This window comes from Roseixanthobacter finlandensis (assembly GCF_043195105.2).
Lineage (GTDB): Bacteria > Pseudomonadota > Alphaproteobacteria > Rhizobiales > Xanthobacteraceae > NCEH01.
This window is the reverse complement of the sequence record NZ_CM195536.1, coordinates 17,563-34,459: the sequence shown is the minus strand read 5'-3', so window position 1 is coordinate 34,459 and position 16,897 is coordinate 17,563. Positions and strand designations below refer to the sequence as shown.

Annotated in this window: 23 protein-coding genes; all 23 read right to left on the bottom strand. The window is 66.1% G+C overall.

Annotated elements, in window-relative coordinates; all coding sequences use genetic code 11:
• Nucleotides 1-11: 11 nt before the first annotated feature.
• Nucleotides 12-1,871 (bottom strand): phage tail-collar fiber domain-containing protein, encoded by a 1,860-nt coding sequence (locus V5G24_RS00250; RefSeq protein ID WP_394078423.1) that lies wholly within the window; start codon nt 1,869-1,871, stop codon nt 12-14.
• 2 nt (nt 1,872-1,873) lie between these two features.
• Nucleotides 1,874-2,539 (bottom strand): phage tail protein I, encoded by a 666-nt coding sequence (locus V5G24_RS00245; protein ID WP_394078421.1) that lies wholly within the window; start codon nt 2,537-2,539, stop codon nt 1,874-1,876.
• Nucleotides 2,539-3,672: a baseplate J/gp47 family protein gene (locus V5G24_RS00240; protein WP_394078419.1), complete on the bottom strand. Its 1,134-nt coding sequence runs from the start codon at nt 3,670-3,672 to the stop codon at nt 2,539-2,541. The genes V5G24_RS00245 and V5G24_RS00240 overlap by 1 nt, the downstream gene beginning before the upstream one ends.
• Entirely contained in the window at nt 3,669-4,082 is a 414-nt protein-coding gene (locus V5G24_RS00235; RefSeq protein ID WP_394078417.1) for a phage baseplate protein, read from the bottom strand. Before V5G24_RS00235 ends, V5G24_RS00240 begins: the two co-directional genes overlap by 4 nt.
• A 67-nt stretch (nt 4,083-4,149) precedes the next feature.
• Nucleotides 4,150-4,674, bottom strand: coding sequence for a phage baseplate assembly protein V (locus V5G24_RS00230; RefSeq protein ID WP_394080285.1), 525 nt, complete (start codon nt 4,672-4,674; stop codon nt 4,150-4,152).
• A gap of 2 nt (nt 4,675-4,676) precedes the next feature.
• Complete coding sequence (locus V5G24_RS00225) at nt 4,677-5,684, bottom strand: phage late control D family protein (RefSeq protein WP_394078415.1); 1,008 nt, start codon at nt 5,682-5,684, stop codon at nt 4,677-4,679.
• Nucleotide 5,685: 1 nt separating this feature from the next.
• Nucleotides 5,686-5,928: a tail protein X gene (locus tag V5G24_RS00220; protein ID WP_394078413.1), complete on the bottom strand. Its 243-nt coding sequence runs from the start codon at nt 5,926-5,928 to the stop codon at nt 5,686-5,688.
• Nucleotides 5,925-6,392 carry a phage tail protein gene (locus tag V5G24_RS00215; protein WP_394078411.1) on the bottom strand — a complete coding sequence of 156 codons (468 nt, stop codon included), beginning with the start codon at nt 6,390-6,392 and terminating at the stop codon, nt 5,925-5,927. Before V5G24_RS00215 ends, V5G24_RS00220 begins: the two co-directional genes overlap by 4 nt.
• The gene (locus V5G24_RS00210) at nt 6,392-9,253 is read right to left on the bottom strand and encodes a tape measure protein (protein WP_394080283.1); all 2,862 of its coding nucleotides are present in this window, start codon (nt 9,251-9,253) and stop codon (nt 6,392-6,394) included. Before V5G24_RS00210 ends, V5G24_RS00215 begins: the two co-directional genes overlap by 1 nt.
• A 23-nt stretch (nt 9,254-9,276) precedes the next feature.
• Nucleotides 9,277-9,408 (bottom strand): hypothetical protein, encoded by a 132-nt coding sequence (locus V5G24_RS00205; RefSeq protein ID WP_394078409.1) that lies wholly within the window; start codon nt 9,406-9,408, stop codon nt 9,277-9,279.
• Between the two features lie 32 nt (nt 9,409-9,440).
• A complete protein-coding gene (locus tag V5G24_RS00200) occupies nt 9,441-9,776 on the bottom strand; it encodes a hypothetical protein (RefSeq protein WP_394078407.1) in 336 nt (111 codons plus the stop codon).
• A 16-nt stretch (nt 9,777-9,792) separates the two neighbouring features.
• Nucleotides 9,793-10,056, bottom strand: coding sequence for a DUF2312 domain-containing protein (locus tag V5G24_RS00195; RefSeq protein WP_394078405.1), 264 nt, complete (start codon nt 10,054-10,056; stop codon nt 9,793-9,795).
• 1 nt (nt 10,057) lies between these two features.
• Nucleotides 10,058-10,573 carry a phage major tail tube protein gene (locus tag V5G24_RS00190; RefSeq protein WP_394078403.1) on the bottom strand — a complete coding sequence of 172 codons (516 nt, stop codon included), beginning with the start codon at nt 10,571-10,573 and terminating at the stop codon, nt 10,058-10,060.
• 59 nt (nt 10,574-10,632) lie between these two features.
• Complete coding sequence (locus V5G24_RS00185) at nt 10,633-11,904, bottom strand: phage tail sheath family protein (protein ID WP_394078401.1); 1,272 nt, start codon at nt 11,902-11,904, stop codon at nt 10,633-10,635.
• Between the two features lie 2 nt (nt 11,905-11,906).
• Nucleotides 11,907-12,122 carry a hypothetical protein gene (locus tag V5G24_RS00180; RefSeq protein WP_394078399.1) on the bottom strand — a complete coding sequence of 72 codons (216 nt, stop codon included), beginning with the start codon at nt 12,120-12,122 and terminating at the stop codon, nt 11,907-11,909.
• On the bottom strand, nt 12,119-12,601 hold the full coding sequence (locus V5G24_RS00175; protein ID WP_394078397.1) for a Gp37 family protein: 483 nt from the start codon (nt 12,599-12,601) through the stop codon (nt 12,119-12,121). Before V5G24_RS00175 ends, V5G24_RS00180 begins: the two co-directional genes overlap by 4 nt.
• Nucleotides 12,598-13,059 (bottom strand): gp436 family protein, encoded by a 462-nt coding sequence (locus V5G24_RS00170; RefSeq protein WP_394078395.1) that lies wholly within the window; start codon nt 13,057-13,059, stop codon nt 12,598-12,600. The genes V5G24_RS00175 and V5G24_RS00170 overlap by 4 nt, the downstream gene beginning before the upstream one ends.
• A gap of 9 nt (nt 13,060-13,068) precedes the next feature.
• Entirely contained in the window at nt 13,069-13,299 is a 231-nt protein-coding gene (locus tag V5G24_RS00165) for an Acb2/Tad1 domain-containing protein (protein ID WP_394078393.1), read from the bottom strand.
• Entirely contained in the window at nt 13,296-13,577 is a 282-nt protein-coding gene (locus V5G24_RS00160; protein ID WP_394078391.1) for a hypothetical protein, read from the bottom strand. Before V5G24_RS00160 ends, V5G24_RS00165 begins: the two co-directional genes overlap by 4 nt.
• On the bottom strand, nt 13,577-14,518 hold the full coding sequence (locus V5G24_RS00155; protein ID WP_394078390.1) for a major capsid protein: 942 nt from the start codon (nt 14,516-14,518) through the stop codon (nt 13,577-13,579). The genes V5G24_RS00160 and V5G24_RS00155 overlap by 1 nt, the downstream gene beginning before the upstream one ends.
• A 40-nt stretch (nt 14,519-14,558) precedes the next feature.
• Complete coding sequence (locus V5G24_RS00150; protein ID WP_394078388.1) at nt 14,559-14,897, bottom strand: hypothetical protein; 339 nt, start codon at nt 14,895-14,897, stop codon at nt 14,559-14,561.
• Between the two features lie 24 nt (nt 14,898-14,921).
• A complete protein-coding gene (locus tag V5G24_RS00145; protein ID WP_394078386.1) occupies nt 14,922-16,031 on the bottom strand; it encodes a hypothetical protein in 1,110 nt (369 codons plus the stop codon).
• 254 nt (nt 16,032-16,285) lie between these two features.
• On the bottom strand, nt 16,286-16,828 hold the full coding sequence (locus V5G24_RS00140) for a phage virion morphogenesis family protein (protein ID WP_394078384.1): 543 nt from the start codon (nt 16,826-16,828) through the stop codon (nt 16,286-16,288).
• Between the last annotated feature and the right edge of the window lie 69 nt (nt 16,829-16,897).

Here is a 16,897-nt window from a genome sequence, read left to right as displayed (position 1 = left end):
GCCCCCGAAAATCAGATAAACACGGCGTCATTGCTGACGGCCCCGGCCACCGAGCCGGGGAAGAAGTTCACGCCACCACCGCCGGTGACGCACAGGCTGTTCTGGTCGATGGTGTGGCGCTGGCCGGTGCAACTGCCCGCATAAACCGCCGTCATCGCTGTGATGGTCGACATGCTGTCCGCCCAGGCGAACTGATCCGTGAAGGATGGGGTGCCAGTAATCGCTACAGGGATCGGGCCGGGTGTCGCATAGGAGATATAAGACCGGCCGGATGCATAAATGTGGTTCTGCCCCCCGGCGGAAATCTTGTACCCACTCTGAAACAGGATGAAGCTGCCACCATAGGCCTGCACATGAGAATAAAGACAGGGGCCGAAATCAACATCCATGAAATACACATTGCTGGAATAGGCCGATACGCCTGCCGACGTTGGTGCACTATGCCGGACCCGGTCGAAGCGCACATAGGCACCGGTCTGTACCGAAAGCGGCCCAATAACGACGTCGGAAGGCGAGCTGCCCGACCCCAAAATATAGACCATGCCGAGCCCCGGCAGCGGTCCGGTGAGCGTGCCGCCCACATACGTGCCGGGCGCGCATGAGATCGTCACCTGGTAGCCCGCCGTGTCGTAGAGCCGCCGCACCTGGTTGTAGGCATGCTCGATGGTGGCCCAAGGATGCGCGGCGCTGCCGTCGCCCGTCGAATCGGATCCCGCGTTGCTGACATAGACCGTCGCATCGCCGGTGAGTTTGATGCGGATGTCTGAGTATGCGACGCCCGACAGGAGGAACGCGCTGCCCGCCCAAATGACGGTGACGATCGCACCTGCGGGGAGATCGCCACGGTTGAGGGTGGCACCGCGCATCGTCTGTATTGGCTGCGCTCCGATGCCGTTGACATTTAACGTCGCCGGCCCTGCATTCTCGGCGGAAATCATCACTCTCAGCGGGGTGCCGAGGATTTCCGAATAGGTGGCGATGGCAGGGTTCAGCGTCACGGTCAGCGCGCTCGCCGTGCCGCCGGCTACAGCATAGGCCCAGCGCCCACGTTGCACCGCGACAGCCAGATGGGCCAGCGAGGGCACGCGCGCGGCGTCGGTGCCGGTCATGACCTCGGCCAGCGTACCGAGCTCCACCAAGCCAGAGCTCAGGTCCGTCGCCACCCACTCGACCCAGGCATCCGCCGTGCGCCGCCAATATTTCCCGGTGTCGCTCGCAGCAACCACCTTGCCCACGGGGCTGTCCCGATAGATCCAGCCTCCTTTATAATAGGCGAGCTTGCCCACCTCCGTCGCCCAGGCGCCGGAGGCGCCAGCCGGCACCACAAAGAGGCTATGGGTAGCGGGCGATGCCGGCGGCGCAACTGTGGTCACGCTATCGACCGCGACGAAGGGACGCTCGATCAGGCGGTTGAGCACCCATCCTTGCGTCGCCAGCACAACGGTGGGATCGATCAGGAGCGTGACCGCATCCAGGCTTTCGAACACCAACGGCAGGCGGACGATGCCCTCCGTGGACGCACCTTCGGATATCAGCGCCACGTCGATGGCCGGCGGCTTGGCGATCACAATAAGATCGCCGTCACTGTCGAAGATCCCGGCCTCGCGCATGGTCCAACCGCCGATGCCCGAGGGGATCACCCCCTCCACATAGAGGATCGCCGGATTGGTCGGGTGCGGATACTTCTCCACCACGTTGGCGCGATATCGCTCATTGACGAGTGCGGTCGCCGTCTTGGCCGGCGCCGTTTCCGCCCCGCCACCGTCCCCGAAGCCCATGGTGGCAAGCGCCAGCGCGCTGCCCCCGGCCGCCGCAGCGGCGAGCTTTGCCAAGCCGACGTTGGTGAGGAGACCATAATATTGCTGCGCCATGCTCAATCCATCCAGCCGGACACAATGATGAGGTGCCCCGTGACGATGCCGACGCCCGCTTGGACGCCGGTTGAAACTTCTTGAATTCCGGGATCAAAGGGCTCGATCTGCATGCGCACGGCGGCGAGCACGCCCACCCCGACCTTCGTCGCGACAGACGCCTCGGAGATGAGCTGCACCGCGTGGTCCTGGCTCCAACGCTGCATGGCACGGACCATCCGCCAGATGGCACGCACGGTGCCGGGACCGGCGGGCGGCTGGCCCGGCCACAAGGGTTGATCCGTGCGGACCTCGATCCGGTGCGTGCCCCGGATCGCCTGCGGCGCCTCCTGCCACCACTGAACCAGCGTCGCCGGGTAGCCCAGCATCGCCACGCCGCCCTCGACGCCCTCCGCATAGCCCTTGGGCTCATGCAGGTCCCAGGCGCGGGCGATCATGTCGCGAATGACCAGAACCGGCAGGCCCTCGGCGCCGACAAACTCATCCAGCGAATGCTCGTAGGTGAGCGCGGGAAGCACCACGTCGGGCACCGTGGCGGGATCGAGCAGGATCAGCGCCCAATCCTCCATCTCGTCCAGCAGCTCGCCGAACACCTGAAGCAGCGCCCGCACGCGGGCATCGCCGGAAAGCGGCGGCGGGATGAGGGAGGTGACGGGAACGCGCGCCATCAGGCCAGCTCCGTCTCAACGGACAGGCTGGTCAGGACGGCATATTCTTCTTCATCGAGAGCGGAGTAGCTCCAGCCCTCAACCGTCGCCTCCACGACGCCCGTGACAGCCTTGCAAGCCTCGACGGCGGCGCCCGTGGCCAGACGCGGACCGAGGATGCGGCGCCATGCGGCGAACACGCCTCGAAACGCGGCCTCGGCCAACGGCTGGATGGCCTCCGGCTCGCCATCCACCCACAGGTTCAGGGTCGCGGCAATGGTCACTGCGGTGGCCGGCATCACATCCACCTCGTCGCCCTCGGGGCGCCCGGTGCGCGGGTCGCAGGCCGCAAAGACGGCGGCGATGATCTCAGGCCCCGGCGGCATCACCTCGGTGAGCACATAGATGTCGATGTCGCACGGCTGCGGCCGGATCACCGCGACGTCGATGATGTCCTGATGCGCCTTCAGCGCCAGCTGGCGATAGCCTTCACGCGGGCCGCCCCGGCTGATGGTTTCCCACGCGCCCGCCGCACGCTCGCGCAGACGGTCGTCCTGTTCCTCGGCCGCACCGCCGGTGGAGGTGGTGACGGCGGTCGCGGTCGCCGGGACCGGCAACCCGTCGAGCACCGTCATCACTGTGCCGGCGACGACGCCGTTGCCCTCCTCGCCCGCGCCAGCGGCGGTCGCATGAACGGTCACGATCATGCTGCCGGGCTGGATCAGAGAGGGACTATCCGTCAGAAATATCGCACCGGACGTGCGCCCTCTGACGCGGGTGCCGGCGGGAATGATGACGGTGGAGGGGCGCGGCGCGTCAATGATGAGCTGCACAGTGAGGCCGGCCTTCACCGCCTTCAGCCGGTAGACCCCAACGCGTGCCGCCAGCGCTTCGAGATATTTTCCGCGTGCCCATGGCAGCAGGCGTTGAACAACGGCGAATTGCAGCTCGCTGGCGCGGATCGACAGTGCGTAGGCGATGACTTCCGCCATGTACATTTCGACCTGCCCCTCATAGAGGGTGCGGTCCATGAGGCTCTCGGCCCGCGCCACTATGCGGGCCTTGAGCGCCAGCGGATTGGTTTCGAAAAAGGCCGGCTCCCCGGCGGCGATAATCTCGGAGAGCGTATAGGCGCGGCTGGGATCGAGGCTCATGCGCGCGTCCCGCCGGTAAGATCGGAGGCGCGCACCGCCACCTCGGATTGGCGAATTTCCTGCGCGACGTCCCCGCGCACGCGCCACGGCACCGTGACGACAAAATGCCAGGGCTCCACCGCCCGCGCGGTGACCGTGAGCACCTCGATCCGCGTCACCCAGGTGGCGACTGCGTCCCACACCTCCTGGCAGATGCGCGGCAAGGCGATTTCCGGCGGGCGGTCGATGTAGGGCAGGATGTTGCAGCCCTTGAGCGGATTGCACGGCACGCTGCCGATGGGCGTCAGCATGATGGTGCGCACTTCCTGGTCGATATCGTCATAGCCCGTGACGATGGCGCCGCTGGCGGGATCGGTCTCACCCGCGCGGAGCTGCCAATGGACATGCCGAATTTGCGATATCAGGGCCATGCCGCAGGCTACGCCTGCGGCCGTAAGCGAAGGCACGGGCGGCGCGCCCGGCATCATTGCCCCCGCCCTATTTTCCCTTGCCCTTCGTGGCAGGGCCACTCTCCAGCATGATCGGCTGTGTCGGTGAAGCGTCGCCAAAGGCGAACTCACCATCCGCGATGATCTTGCCGGCTTCGCTGCGGATCTCGCCATCCGTGATGACGAACCGCGAGCCGCCCACCACGATGGTGACGCCGCCCGCCGCCGTGATGGTGATGCCGCCCGGCATGGTCACCGTCAGGCCGCCGTTGCTCCTGTCGTAATCGATGATGCCGCCGCCCTCCAGGGCGAGATGCTGGTGCTTGCCATCCGTGATCGGCGGCGGGTCCTTGTCGTTGTAGACGGCGCCGATGATGGTCCCTTCGGTACCCGTAGCATCCACGAGGCAGTTCACGAGTGCGCCAACGTCCGGCATCGCATAGTGCTTCGACGCGGTCGCCGCCGGCTGGTTGATCGCCAGCCAGTAGGACTTCACGCCATCCTTGTCCGAATACTCGACGCGAGAGCAGCATTTTGCGTCGTCGTTTTCCTTCACGATCCCCTGCCGATACATGGTCAATCCCCCTTCTTTTCGATGGTGATCTCGGTCTCGTAGCCGCTTCTCTGGCTCGTATGGCGCGACGGCTTGATGAGCCAGACGCCGTCGTATTTGCCGAAGCTGGTAAGCTGGACGGTGGAACCCGCAACCAGGGTAGGATCACCCACCAGCGTCATGGTTCCCGTGAGCTTCTTCGCATTCTTGGTATCGAGGTGGCTGTCTGCGATGCGCTCTGCCTGTGCCTCGTCCTCCACGCGCACGTCCAGCTTGATGACGTCGCCCGAGGCCGTCTTCAGACCCTTGCTCTCGGCCGAGCTTTCAGCCCCCACTAGCTCCTTGCGGCGCGGATGCAGATACTTCACTTCGGCGCTCTTGGCCGCCTCGTGGTCGGCGTCACGCAGGCTGTAGCTCTTGAGGCTATTGCCCATATCCGCAATGCGGTCGATGACCCGCACAGCCGGCTGCTGTCGCAATTGTTCCCGCCCGGCAAAGAGCACCTCTGGGCCTTTAAAGGTAAAGAAGTGGCCATAATCGCGGGCAAGCTTCATGAGGAATTGCGTGTCCGACAAACCATCCTGTGTCAGGCGTTTAAATGGGAGATCCTGCACGGGACCGCGCACGGAAAAGCCGTGCCTGCCAGCCACCTCGCTGACAATGTCCGACAGTGAGGTGTCCTCGTAATCCTTGTGCCGGGGCGTCCGTAGCGCCTCGGTCTTCGGGGCGGCGAGCCCCTTGAAATCCACCTTGTCGCCGCTGCTGTCGCCGGTGGCGCTGGTTTCGTCCACGGTGAACGTACCGGCCGGCACCAAAAGATCAGTATAGCCGATCCAGAGTTGGAACTTGTCTCCCGCTTCCGGAGACCACGGTCCCAGCCATTCACCGCCCGCGTTGTGAACGGTAACGGTCGCCTCGTCGCTCTCGCCATCCACGTTGTCGGTGTAAGTAATGCTGGTGGGCCACGTCGCGAATTCGGACGTGACGTCCTTGCCCTGATAGATCAAGCGGAACGCAGGCTCCCGCACCATTTCAACCCCTCTTCCAGGGTGGCAACAATTCACTTGCCGCTGTCTGCCGTTGCTCAAGGATCGGCACCACGAGCACCAGGCCGGCGGGCAGCACGTTGGGAATGGACATCTCGGCCAGGAACAGGGCGCGATTGGCCGCGATAAGAGCCGCCTGCCGGCTGACGTCGCCGTAATAGCGGTGCGCCAGCAGATCCCAGCGCTCGCCGGCCGTCGTCTCGTGTGTGAGGTAGGCTGCGCCGCTCATCGCAGTGCCGCCGGCTTGCCTGTGACCGCGCCAAGGGCCGGCGCAATTGCCGCCGCCGCGTTGAGGGCGAAGGACAGATAATTCGTCACCGGCGCCTCGATCAGCGACATCGTGGACGCCAGCCGCACCACCCGGCCGGAGCGCGACACCTTTTGGACTTCCTGTTCCAGCGTCTCCACCACGAAGCGCTTGCCGCCATAGGATGCGCCGTAGACAAGCGGCGCTGGCTGCCGTGCCTGATAGGCCGCGAGCAGGCGCGCCCACTCGGCTTCCGGAACACAGAACGTTTCGTCGAAGAAGAAGCTGATGTTGCGTTCATCCAGCTCCTGCCCGATGGGCTGGAGCACCGGCTTGCCCCGGATCACGTCGTGGCGCGCGTAGGTGTTGCGCAGCCGCAGGCTTTCGGCGGTCGGTCCCGTGAGTGGGGCCACGCCGAAGATGATGGAGCCGAAGAAAGCATACATCAGTAGTCCTTCCGCTTCTGTCGCCGCATGGCCTCTTCCACCAGCTTGGCGATCTCATCCGCATGCGCGCGAAGCTGCGTGCGAAAGTCCTCTGCAGCCGCAGTGTCGCCGCCCTGAATGGTCACGGTCGGCGCGTAATGGAGCGTGACGCCACCGCCCGGCGCACTGCCCCCACTGGCGACTGCCGCGCCCGTCGCAGGCACACCCGCGCTCACCGGCGCCGATGTCTGAGCGATGCCGGCCGACATGGCCGGCGCAGCCCAGGCCGCACTCCCACCCGTCACCGCTGCCAACATCCCGGCCGCGACCGCGTTCACCGCCGCCACTGCGGGACCGGGCCGGATGCCCAGTGCCAATGTTTCCGAGAAGCGAATCTTATCGAGATCCGACAACGGGCCGGTCTTGGCCGGGCTGTGCGGCAGCCGATCCCGAAGTTGCTGCGCCACATCCGTCACCGCGCTCACGGCAGCGCCAGCACCGGCCCGGATGCCGGCGGCAAGCGTGGTCATGAGCGCGACGCCGTGGCTGTGGAAGGACGCGCTGGCGAGCACTTGACTGGCGGCAGCCACCGCCGCCTGCGCGGCCGGTTGCAATCCAGCGATCTGCTTCGCCGCCTCGGCCGCCTGCGTCGCGAGCTGGGCGGGATTGGCGGCCGGTGCGGCGGCCGGAGGTGCTGGCGCCGCCGGGGCGGAAGCGGTGCCGAACCACGATTTGAAATCCGGCATGGCCGGAATGATGCTCGACCAATCCCAATTCGGCAGGAGCGAGCGCCAGTCGAACGACGGCAAGGTGATCGACGGGATAATGTCCAGCCAGCTCCACGAGGGCAGAAGCGTGCGCCACTCGAATGATGGCATCAGGCTCGCCCAATCAAGATTGGGAACGAGGCTCGACCAGTCGAATGAGGTCAGGGCCGCCCAGCCGTCGCTGAACACCTTTTTGACGGCCTCCCATTGACGGCCGAGCCATGGGCCGATGCTGTCCCAATTGGTGTAGATCAGGTACGCGGCGGCGGCGATGGCGGCGGCACCGGCGATGAACCCGCCGATGGGCGTCGCCATGAGCGAGGCGCCGAACATGACGAACCCACGGGCGGCGGACAGCAGGAGGCCGGGCAAAGCCCGCAGGCCCGAGGCCGCCATGACCATGACTGCGCGCGCGGCACCCATGAGCAGCCCCGGAAGTGCGCGCAGGCCGGAAACCGCCATGGCGACGAAGCCGCGTGCCGCTCCCAGCAGCAGCCCAGGCAGGGCACGCAGCCCAGCGACCATCATGATGGTGAGGGCGCGCGCCGCCGCGAGGATCCGGCCGGGCAGCCCGATGGCTGCGACCGCGAGCGCGCGCATCCCGAGGGCCGCTCTCAAGGCGGCGGCCGGCAGGCCTAGAAGCCCGCGCGCGAGGCCCAGCACCCCAAGCACCAGGCCGCGCCCGAGAGCCGTGGTCAGCAGGATCGCGGCGCGGCCGAGCCCCAGCAGGCCGGCGGCGGAAAGCCGGGCTGCGAACCAAGTCAGTTGCAGCGCCGTCTGGAACACGGTGAGCGCAACGGCAGCGCCGCCAAGGATGGCAAGGCGGGCGACGGCGAGCACCACCGCGAGTGCGCCCCGTGCCATCAGGAACAAGCCGGCGGCGACATAGTAGACGGGCCGCGCGAAGGCGATTGCAATGCCGAGGTAGGCAAAATTCTCCCAGCCGCCGACGGCTGTGGCGACGCGCTCAGCCGCTCGAGCGAGGACGACGAGACCCCTGCCCAAAGCGATTGCCATGTCCCACCCGATAGACATCGCCTTCTGTAACGCGGAAGAAATGCGCGTCGCCCACCGCTGGAGGCTGCCGTCCGCTTCCATCGCGCCGATTAGATCGAGGATTTCGGTCAGCCGTCCCTTCATCCAATCGAACAGACCCGCCTGCATGATCTTCAGCTGAAAACGCTGAAAGGCATCTCCGAGATTGGACGTGAGCCCTATCCATGTGGAGGACATTTCTTTCATGGCTCCGCCGTACTTGGCGTCCCAGATGCCGAGCAGAGCCTTCTCAATAGCCTTTCGGTCGTTCGCCAAGGCCTTTGCGATGCGTTGCTTGCCGTTTTGGTCCGTGTAGGCGTATTCGAAATATTTCCCTGACTTACTTGCTTTGATGCCGAATTCCTTGAGGCGTTCGTTCTCGCCCGTTACGGCATCAGCCATTGCCTCGACGGCCTGCATCATCGGCTTGCCCATCGCCGCAGCGGTGTCGCCGAGTACCCGCATAGACCCATTTGTCGGGTCGAGACCGTAGGACCGCATCTTCACGAAAGCTTCTGTCACTCCCGCAAGATCGTATGGCGTCTTGGCGGCAAAATCGGAGACCCAATTCAGCGCTGCTTGTGCCTTTTCGCTCGATCCTTCAGTCACCTTCAGGATGGCCCCGAACTTCTCAAACTCTGCGGCCGGCTTCACGAGCTGGTTCGCAACGACCGCAGTCGCGGCTCCAAGCACACCGGCGCCGGTCGCCGCACCGGCCGCAACCTTTCCACCGGCGACAAGCCCGTGCCCTACACCCTTGGCGCCCGCACCGATCTGGCCGACGCCGCGACGCGCCACCTCGGCCTGCCGGCGGGCATAGTTCTCCACCACGACCAATACCCGCTGCCACGCGCGCTCGGCCGTGGCGGCGACATTGCGCGAGGCGGAGGCAAAGGCGGCGGCGGCACGGCCGGCGGCGGTCTGGGCGCGGGCGATCAGCGAAAAGGACTGCGCGGCCCGTTCGTTGGCGCGGACCGCATCCGCCGCGCCCTTCATCGACGCCTGATTGGCGCCCTGCATGGTCCGCTGCATCGCGCGGATGGTGCGCGATGCCTTGTCCAGTGCCTCAAGAACGAGCATCACTTTCACGGCGGTGCTCCTTCCTAGCCCTTGCTGGCCTTCTTCATGGCCTCGGCCTCGGCCTTCGCGGCCGTCACAGCGATATCAAGCCAATGGGCGAAATCACCGGGCGACATGCCCATGAGTTCGGTATGGGACCAGCCGCGCCGGATCATCCATTCGATGTCCTGCGGGTGCGGGATCCCGCTCAGGCGTTTCCCACCTCATCGCCGGCTTCGTCGTCGCTGCCGTCGTCGTAGAATTCGTTGCAGAGGAACAGCCAGTCGCGGCCCTTGATGGCCTCGCTGATCTGGTCGATGCGCCAGACCTCGCCGCCATTGAAGCGGCACGTGCGCTGAAAAAGGGAGAGGTTGACCTTGACCATGTCGCCCTTGCCATAACGCTGGGCAGCGCTGGTGTCGGCAACGTGGAAGTCCTCGGGGATGTGGACCTTGATCTTGCTACGCGGCAGCGTCACCACGCGGGTGGCGAAGCCGTTTACGGTGATGGCGGGCGCGGTTTCGGGTTCGTTGATCTTGGCCATGAACGTACTCCAAAGGTTAAACGAAGATGCCGAGCGCCTGCATGTAGAGGTCAACGATGGCCTCATGTTCCTTGCGGTCGTCGGCGTCTTCCTTGCGGATCTTCAGGATGGTGCGCAGCGCCTTCACATCGAAGCCGTTGGCCTTGGCCTCCGCGAAAACATCGGTGATGTCGTCGACGATGGCCTTCTTTTCCTCTTCGAGGCGCTCCATGCGCTCGATGAAGGATTTGAGCTGTTCCTTGGCAAAGCCTGCCGGGGCGTCGGATACATCCTCGCTCATGTCAGTCCGGCCACACGTTTTCGCCGTTGATGCGATAGATGCCGGCGAACACATCCAGCTCCAGCAGCGGCACGTCCTCGGTGCTGATTACCTGCGTGATGTAGGGGACCGTGATCTCCATCTCGCGATTGACCGCCTCGCCGAGCGTATGGGCGAGTGCGCCCGACTTCGTGGGCAGCAAGCCCAGGCTGGTGATGAGCTTGTGGCTCTTGGCGCGGTCCAGGCCGTCCGCCCCCCAGATGTCCACGTAGGAGTGGAGCTGCCAGCGCCGGACCACGGTCGGGTTGAGCGCCAGGCGCTCGACCTCGTGATCCACGAAATCAAAGGTGATCTTGCCCTTCGGGGCCTCCAAGGCGCGCGACGGCAGCTCCAGAATGGCGATCTGCCCCAGCGCCTCGTGGCTGATCAGCTTGTACGAGAATTCGGGCAGCTCGAATTCCTTCACCCGGCCGATCAGCCGGTTGTTGTCCATGTAGACGTCGGAGTTCGTGATATGGCCGATGCGAATGGGGTCCATGGGTCGCGCTCCAAAGTGAGCGGGGCCGGCTGTGCGCCGACGCCCGGAATGTCAGGGCGTCAGGCGGCGAGGCCGAGCGCGGCGGTGGTGTAGGAGAGATCCAGCACGCTCTCGACCGTCAGGCGTTCGGTGATCCCCACCGGCGCCATCTTGAGCGTGTAGTAGAACTGCCCATCGGCCACGGTGCGCGAGGTGGTCTTCGTGCGGTTGAAGCGGAACGCGCCCCCATAGAGGACGCCTTCGCCTTCCTTGGCGCGCAGGAAGAGGTTCACGTCCTCCTCCACCGCTGACAAGAATGCCAGAGTGCCGGGCCGGTCGGTGCGCTGGAGCGTGTAGTAGAGAATGCTTTCGTGCACCATGTCGAAGATGCGGCGCACATAGACGAAGTTCTTCTGGTCGATACTCGTGGGAAAAGCGAGCGTACGATTGCCCCAGGTACGGAAACCCGAGGCAAACATATTCATCACCGTGGTGATGCCGACTTCGTTCAGCGCGTTCGTGTCGCTCGAATAATCGCCGGGGTAGAAGCTGATGTCCCGCTCCACGCCGCGAACGTCCGCCATCTCATGGTTCGACGGCGAGAAATGGTAGCCCTCGGCCAGATCGGTCGCGACCATCACGCCGGCATAGTGCTGGCTGTAGGGCTGCAGCGCGAGGTCATCCACCACCGGATCATAGGCCCGCAGTTGCGGATAGCAGGCGACGGCGCGTTCGGATGCCGTGTTGTAGCCGCCCCCGACGCCGCGTTCCGCGATGGCCTGCTGGATGGTGAGGCCCGCCGGCAGGTCGCTGACGTGCACGGCATGGAGCCGCTGGGCGACCACCTCCATCTCCGTCCGCACCCCCGCGAGCGTCGAATAGCGCGGCGCGATCAGGATCTTCGGCAGATAGCCCACCTCGTTGAACATGCCATAGGCCAATTTGAAGCCGGTGGCCGTGCCCGCAGCGTCGATGGCGCCGTTGATATGGGTGGCACCGATCAACGTCGGATCTGGCGTTCCGGCCGCCTTGTGGACGTCCGGGTCGAACACATTGACCACGCAGATGGAACCGCCCGACTGCCCGTTGATTACCTTGTTGAAGATGGCCGTGAGCGCCTGCGGGATCGAATAGCCGGCCGTTTCCGGACCGAAGGCAGCCGCTGCCTGCTCCCGCGAGCGGATGATGACGCGCTTGTTGATGTAGCCGGCGCGGGCTTCAGGGGTGGCGTGGATCGTCTGCACCGGCGCCGCGCCCACCAGCAGCGTGACCGCGCTCTTGACGTCGCGGACGATGCCTTCCGGCGAGGCCAGCTCGATGATTTCCGGACCGTGATGATAATTGGCGGCCATGCTCAGGTCTCCTTCTCGGCCGGCGGCCGGCGCTTGGGTGCGGGTGCGGGCGGTTCCACCAGCAGGCGGCCGGCGACGAAGCTCACCACATGCGGATGATCGGGCGGCAGGTCCGTGTAGGTTTTGCCGGGATGGAGCATGCCGTCCCACACCACGGCGCCTCCGGCATCGTGCAGGGTCAGGCCCTGCATGGGTCCGTGATAGACGTAGTCCGTCATGCCTCTTCCCTCGGCTGTGAGTAGAACCGGTCACGCTCGAACTGCGCTTCCGCGACGGCCGGGATCGCGCAGGTGAATTCGAGCGCCCAGCGCCAGACACCGGCCTTCTCTTCGTCGAGCGTCTCACGCTTCGGCACCATGGCGGTGGCGCCCGCGAAGCTGACGCCCTGGAGTGCCCGGCGGATCTCGTCCAGCGCCTCATAGGCGCCGATCCGCCCGCCCTCGGCGCCACGCAGGGAGCGCACGAGCAGCACCACGGACCATTTCAGCGTGCGGCGCGGGCTGTACGCACCGCGCGGACCCTCGGCCGGCGCGTAATCGGCGCCGGTGAAATGCACCAGCACCACCGCCGCCTCGCGGTCGGGAAAATCGAAATCGCTGGGGCGATCCGGGAACGGCTCGATCCGTCCGATACGCCCCGGAAGACGCTCCTTCAAACGGGCGATGATCTCGTCTTCCACCTGATGGACGGGGCTCATCTCCAACCCTCCAGCATGGTGCAAGCCCGGCCGGCCGGCATTTCGCCGCGCATGGCATCCGCGTGGGTGCCCGCCTCCGGCTGTGTGCCGTCGCCATTGGCGTCCAGCGTCACCCGCCCGCCGCCAATATCCTTCAGCAGCGCCATCGCGGCGTCGTACTGCTTTTGCACCGCGTCGTTCATGGCGCTCTGCTGCCCTCCCATGGACCGCAGGCGATACCGGGCGATATCGTGTGCGATCCCCTTGAGCAGGTCGGGCACCACGGCGAACGGCGCCGGGTAGCGCGCCCGGACATAGCCGTCGATCAGCGTATCCGCGTGGCGCAGGGCATCGGCGATCAACACCGCGTCAATCTCCCGCGCGTCGCGCAGGCCGGTGCCGGCGAGCTGGTCGGCCTCGTCCGGGCCAAGTCGGTGGAGCATCTCGTCCACCGTCAGATATTTGGGATCGCTCGGCATATCTGACGCTCAACCGGCAAGGTCTGGTTTGTAGGCGCGGCACCCCCAGAAGACCGCTTCTTCCAGCCGTCGCTGGGCGAGCGTGGCTTCCCCCTTGTTGGGCAGCTCGTTCAACAGGTCCCATAGCCCTTCAGCCGCGTAGAAGATGCCGAACCCCGCGAAGTGCGGATCGGGGGGCCTGCTATCCAGGCCATTCGCCCGCATGAGGGAGACACTCGCCGTGAACGGGTTCGCGCTCATTCGCCGTCCTCCGGGCCGGTGGCATCACCGAGCACGCCGATGGCGATCAGCGCCTCGGCCTCGCCCTCGGTCATTTCGACGGTGGCGGCCTCCGGATCGTCCGGCCGATAGCGCCGCCCCCCGTGCTTGAGGGGCGAGCGGACGGGATAGAGCAGCAGCACCGGCTGATCCGGTGCCGGCGCCAGCGGGGCGATGACGGGCGGGGCGCCCGGCATCGCGGCATCGGCGGGAGCCGCAGAAGCGGATGCCGCCGGGGTGGCCTTCGGAGCGCGGGCCATCAGGCCGCGCCCTGGATCAGAAAGCCGCCTTCGACGCCAGTCACGTACGGCCGGAATTCCTCCGTGATCGGGTAGATCCAGCTTTTGCAGTTGCGTTCGTAATAGGGCTGCTCCACGGCGGGATAGCCCTGAAGCCGGTACGTGTAGCCGAAGGCGGGCACAAGGAAGCTCGAGCCGGAGGGACGATAGCTCAAGAGTGCGTCGTTACCCCACACATCATCCGCCAGGTCCGTGTCCGCAGCGGTATCCGCGAGGGCGACGGCCTTGCCTACCAGCACCTCTTCGAGGTCGAAGTAGCGGGCCAGCATGGTGGCGGTGACGCTATCCGAACTCGTGTATTTGAAGCGCTCTTTCACGGCCGGATGTTCCGACGCCGCGTTGAACGCGGCGGGGCCAAGGGTCAGGACGTTGGGATAACGGCCGATGGAGCGCCGCACCGCTTCACGACCGGCCTTGACATCTGCGTCGGGATCGCTGTCGCCGTTGCTCCATTTGGCGGCGCCGGAGAGCGCCACCTTGTGGTTGGCGTCGTAGAGCGCCGGGTTGCGCACCAGCGTGGCAATCTCCACCTCGCGGCCCAGCCCGATGATGTCCTGCACCTGCTGGATAGAGACGGCAGCGAGATCGATCCCCGGCACCGTCGCGCCCTGGCTGATCTCGTCCGGAACCAAGGCCTCCAGCGCTTCCTGCTTCAGGGCGATGGGGTCGCCCTCGTAGCCGAATTGCACCCGCTTGGTAGGGGCACCGGGCGCGCGGCGGGTGTCCACATAGCGGCGGAATGCGCCCTTCCCGAACTGGATCACCTTCATGCTCCGGTTGGGAATATCGGCATATGGCAGCAGCCGGTGGCCGATGAATTCCGGGTTGCTGTAGCCTCGCGACTGCGTCGAGAGGATCGGGTCGATAACCTGCGCCTGCCGGCTGTTCATGGCGGTGGTCATGGAAGCTATGTCCTAGGCTGGATAGGGGTGAGCGGCGCTGTCAGCGCAGCAGTACGGCGACGCGCTGCCCGGCGAGACCGGCCGTCAGGGCCTTCCCCGCCACATTGGTGTTGGCGCCCTTCGGGATCGGAAGACCGTCCACGTTGGAGACCAGATCAGCGCCGGCCGTGATGTCCGCGCCAGCGACCATGTCCACGGTACCGACGAGCGTGAGCGGGATCGCATCGCCCGCGATACCCGCGAGCTTCGAGATGCCGAGCACCACCCCGTCCAGGCCGGCCTGCGCGGCGGCGAAGGTCACGAAACGCCGCTCGGCGATGGTACCGGTGGCGATGATGGTGTGGCCGAGCGCATCGACCGAAGCGAGATGGGGAGGCATGCGGTGGGCTCCGTGTGCGAGGGGTCAGCGCATCGCCTGAACGGCGCGGACGGCGTCGAGATAGCCGGTGCCGGGGTGCTGGGCCTGATAGCCGAGCGCCCGGCCGTGCAGTGCGAGCTGCTCGGGATCGACGGTGGCGCCCTCCGGCGTCGCAAAGTCGGCCGAGGTGGTCGGCGCGCCACCATCCAGCGGGATGCGGCCATAAGGCACCACCTGCGGCAGCTCACGCAGGATCTCGCGCAGCGCCTCATCGGGCGCGTGCGCGGTTCCGGCGAAGGATACGCTGGCGTCACCATTGCCGATGGCGTCGAGCACGCCCACCAGACGGTCCTTATGCACCGGCAAGATACGGCCGCCCGCTTCCAGCTCGGCCGCGAACGAAACATTGCCGGCATGGCGCGTCTGGCGCTCGCGGGCAGCGAGCCCCTCCTCGCGTGTCTTCAAAGCCGCCTCGCGGGCGGCGAAGTCGGCGGGCTGCTGGGCAGTCGTCATCTGGGGTTCCTTTTGAGGTGAAGCAAAAGCGGGGCTGGCCTGGGCTTCGCTGCGCATGGCCAGTTCATCCAGGGCGCGCAGCTCCCAGTCGGGCAGGACTTCGTCCGCCACCTCCAGGCCATCTTTCTCGATCATCCGATCGCGCAGGCGACGCAGAAGCCGGGCAATCCAACCTTCGGCGGCGAATTCGAAAGTGGCGGAGGGATCGGCTTCGCCGGAGAAACTCACCGGCTTGAGGCCGGTGACGGCGGGCGGCGTGGCGCCAAGAAAGCCGATATGGCGCGGGTACCAAGTGCCCGGCTTGGGGTTCTCGGGATCGGCGGGCCGGATGAAGGAGAGCGAGACCTTCCGGTACTTCTTCTCGGCCACGAGGGCAGCGAAGGCCGGGTCCAACTCGTCCACTTCGGCCATCAGCCGCTGGGACGCCTCGTCATAAGAGAAGGACTTCGCCCAGCCATAGGCCGGCGCATCCACGGTCGGATGGCCGATCACGGCGGGCGTGGGCGCACCCTCCGCATCATAGGCGGCGGCGACCGCGCGCAGATCCTCGGCCGAGAACGTGATCGGCACACCACCCATCGGCGTGAAGGTGCCGGGGCGGAAGACTTCAATGGTGCGGCTGGTGCGGGTCGCTGCGGTCATGCAGCGAAACTAGGTGCGTCGATTGCCGCCGGGCACGGGCGGCGCGCCCGGCTGTGCGGAGCGACCACAGCTCATGGATGGCCTGTCGCGTCGGGCGACGCAAGCCTGTTCACTGGCACCCCGCCCGGCCTGGAGGCGCGAGCGTCGATTCTGACGGTGGTCTGACGGGGTCCAGGCCGGCACCAGCGGATGCTGTGCGGGCGTGGAGCGGAGATGATGCGAACGGCCGCTGGCGGGCCTCCTGCGGCGCCGCGCTATTCGGCACCGCCAGCCTCCACCTCCAGCCACTCTTCAACCGCTTCCCGCGCCGCTTCTTCGTCCTTCGGCCCGAAGCCGATGTATGGGCGTGGCGGCACCACGACGCGCAGGGAGAATACGGCTGAGGCGGCGTTCCGCCCGCCGGTTCCGACCGGGAGGGGGATGCGCAGGGCGGAGGCGTTACGTGGCACGATGGTGGCGCCGAACTGCTGCACCGCGTCACCCACCGCGTTCGGGCCGAGCCGCAGCGTGCCCCCGCTCACCTCGTAGGACACGGACTTCCGCAGCCGGCCCGACACCGTGAGGATCGGCCCTGACGAACCCCGGATGTCCACCGTGAGCGGGCGCAGTGGCACCCATGCGTTTCCCTGTGGATCCTGCTGGTTCGCAAAGCGTTCATCGGTGGTCTTCAGCAACGCCTCGCCGATGTTGCGGAGCCCACCTTCGACATTCTCGGCACGGTCTGCGAGCTGGCCGAGGATATGATCGGCGCGCGCCCGGCTGTCATCGTCCAGGGTGACGGCAAGGGTTGCGGTCATTGATTTGCCGTCCTTTCGAGCTTACGTTCCATGCGTACGCACACCTCCCTGTCGGATTGGGTCATGGGT

Excerpts from the sequence above, each read along its gene's own strand:
- V5G24_RS00250 (WP_394078423.1), bottom strand. The coding sequence starts at position 1,871 with ATGGCGCAGCAATATTATGGTCTCCTCACCAACGTCGGCTTGGCAAAG.
- V5G24_RS00245 (WP_394078421.1), bottom strand. The coding sequence starts at position 2,539 with ATGGCGCGCGTTCCCGTCACCTCCCTCATCCCGCCGCCGCTTTCCGGC.
- V5G24_RS00240 (WP_394078419.1), bottom strand. The coding sequence starts at position 3,672 with ATGAGCCTCGATCCCAGCCGCGCCTATACGCTCTCCGAGATTATCGCC.
- V5G24_RS00235 (WP_394078417.1), bottom strand. The coding sequence starts at position 4,082 with ATGGCCCTGATATCGCAAATTCGGCATGTCCATTGGCAGCTCCGCGCG.
- V5G24_RS00230 (WP_394080285.1), bottom strand. The coding sequence starts at position 4,674 with ATGTATCGGCAGGGGATCGTGAAGGAAAACGACGACGCAAAATGCTGC.
- V5G24_RS00225 (WP_394078415.1), bottom strand. The coding sequence starts at position 5,684 with ATGGTGCGGGAGCCTGCGTTCCGCTTGATCTATCAGGGCAAGGACGTC.
- V5G24_RS00220 (WP_394078413.1), bottom strand. The coding sequence starts at position 5,928 with ATGAGCGGCGCAGCCTACCTCACACACGAGACGACGGCCGGCGAGCGC.
- V5G24_RS00215 (WP_394078411.1), bottom strand. The coding sequence starts at position 6,392 with ATGTATGCTTTCTTCGGCTCCATCATCTTCGGCGTGGCCCCACTCACG.
- V5G24_RS00210 (WP_394080283.1), bottom strand. The coding sequence starts at position 9,253 with ATGCTCGTTCTTGAGGCACTGGACAAGGCATCGCGCACCATCCGCGCG.
- V5G24_RS00205 (WP_394078409.1), bottom strand. The coding sequence starts at position 9,408 with ATGATCCGGCGCGGCTGGTCCCATACCGAACTCATGGGCATGTCGCCC.
- V5G24_RS00200 (WP_394078407.1), bottom strand. The coding sequence starts at position 9,776 with ATGGCCAAGATCAACGAACCCGAAACCGCGCCCGCCATCACCGTAAAC.
- V5G24_RS00195 (WP_394078405.1), bottom strand. The coding sequence starts at position 10,056 with ATGAGCGAGGATGTATCCGACGCCCCGGCAGGCTTTGCCAAGGAACAG.
- V5G24_RS00190 (WP_394078403.1), bottom strand. The coding sequence starts at position 10,573 with ATGGACCCCATTCGCATCGGCCATATCACGAACTCCGACGTCTACATG.
- V5G24_RS00185 (WP_394078401.1), bottom strand. The coding sequence starts at position 11,904 with ATGGCCGCCAATTATCATCACGGTCCGGAAATCATCGAGCTGGCCTCG.
- V5G24_RS00180 (WP_394078399.1), bottom strand. The coding sequence starts at position 12,122 with ATGACGGACTACGTCTATCACGGACCCATGCAGGGCCTGACCCTGCAC.
- V5G24_RS00175 (WP_394078397.1), bottom strand. The coding sequence starts at position 12,601 with ATGAGCCCCGTCCATCAGGTGGAAGACGAGATCATCGCCCGTTTGAAG.
- V5G24_RS00170 (WP_394078395.1), bottom strand. The coding sequence starts at position 13,059 with ATGCCGAGCGATCCCAAATATCTGACGGTGGACGAGATGCTCCACCGA.
- V5G24_RS00165 (WP_394078393.1), bottom strand. The coding sequence starts at position 13,299 with ATGAGCGCGAACCCGTTCACGGCGAGTGTCTCCCTCATGCGGGCGAAT.
- V5G24_RS00160 (WP_394078391.1), bottom strand. The coding sequence starts at position 13,577 with ATGGCCCGCGCTCCGAAGGCCACCCCGGCGGCATCCGCTTCTGCGGCT.
- V5G24_RS00155 (WP_394078390.1), bottom strand. The coding sequence starts at position 14,518 with ATGACCACCGCCATGAACAGCCGGCAGGCGCAGGTTATCGACCCGATC.
- V5G24_RS00150 (WP_394078388.1), bottom strand. The coding sequence starts at position 14,897 with ATGCCTCCCCATCTCGCTTCGGTCGATGCGCTCGGCCACACCATCATC.
- V5G24_RS00145 (WP_394078386.1), bottom strand. The coding sequence starts at position 16,031 with ATGACCGCAGCGACCCGCACCAGCCGCACCATTGAAGTCTTCCGCCCC.
- V5G24_RS00140 (WP_394078384.1), bottom strand. The coding sequence starts at position 16,828 with ATGACCGCAACCCTTGCCGTCACCCTGGACGATGACAGCCGGGCGCGC.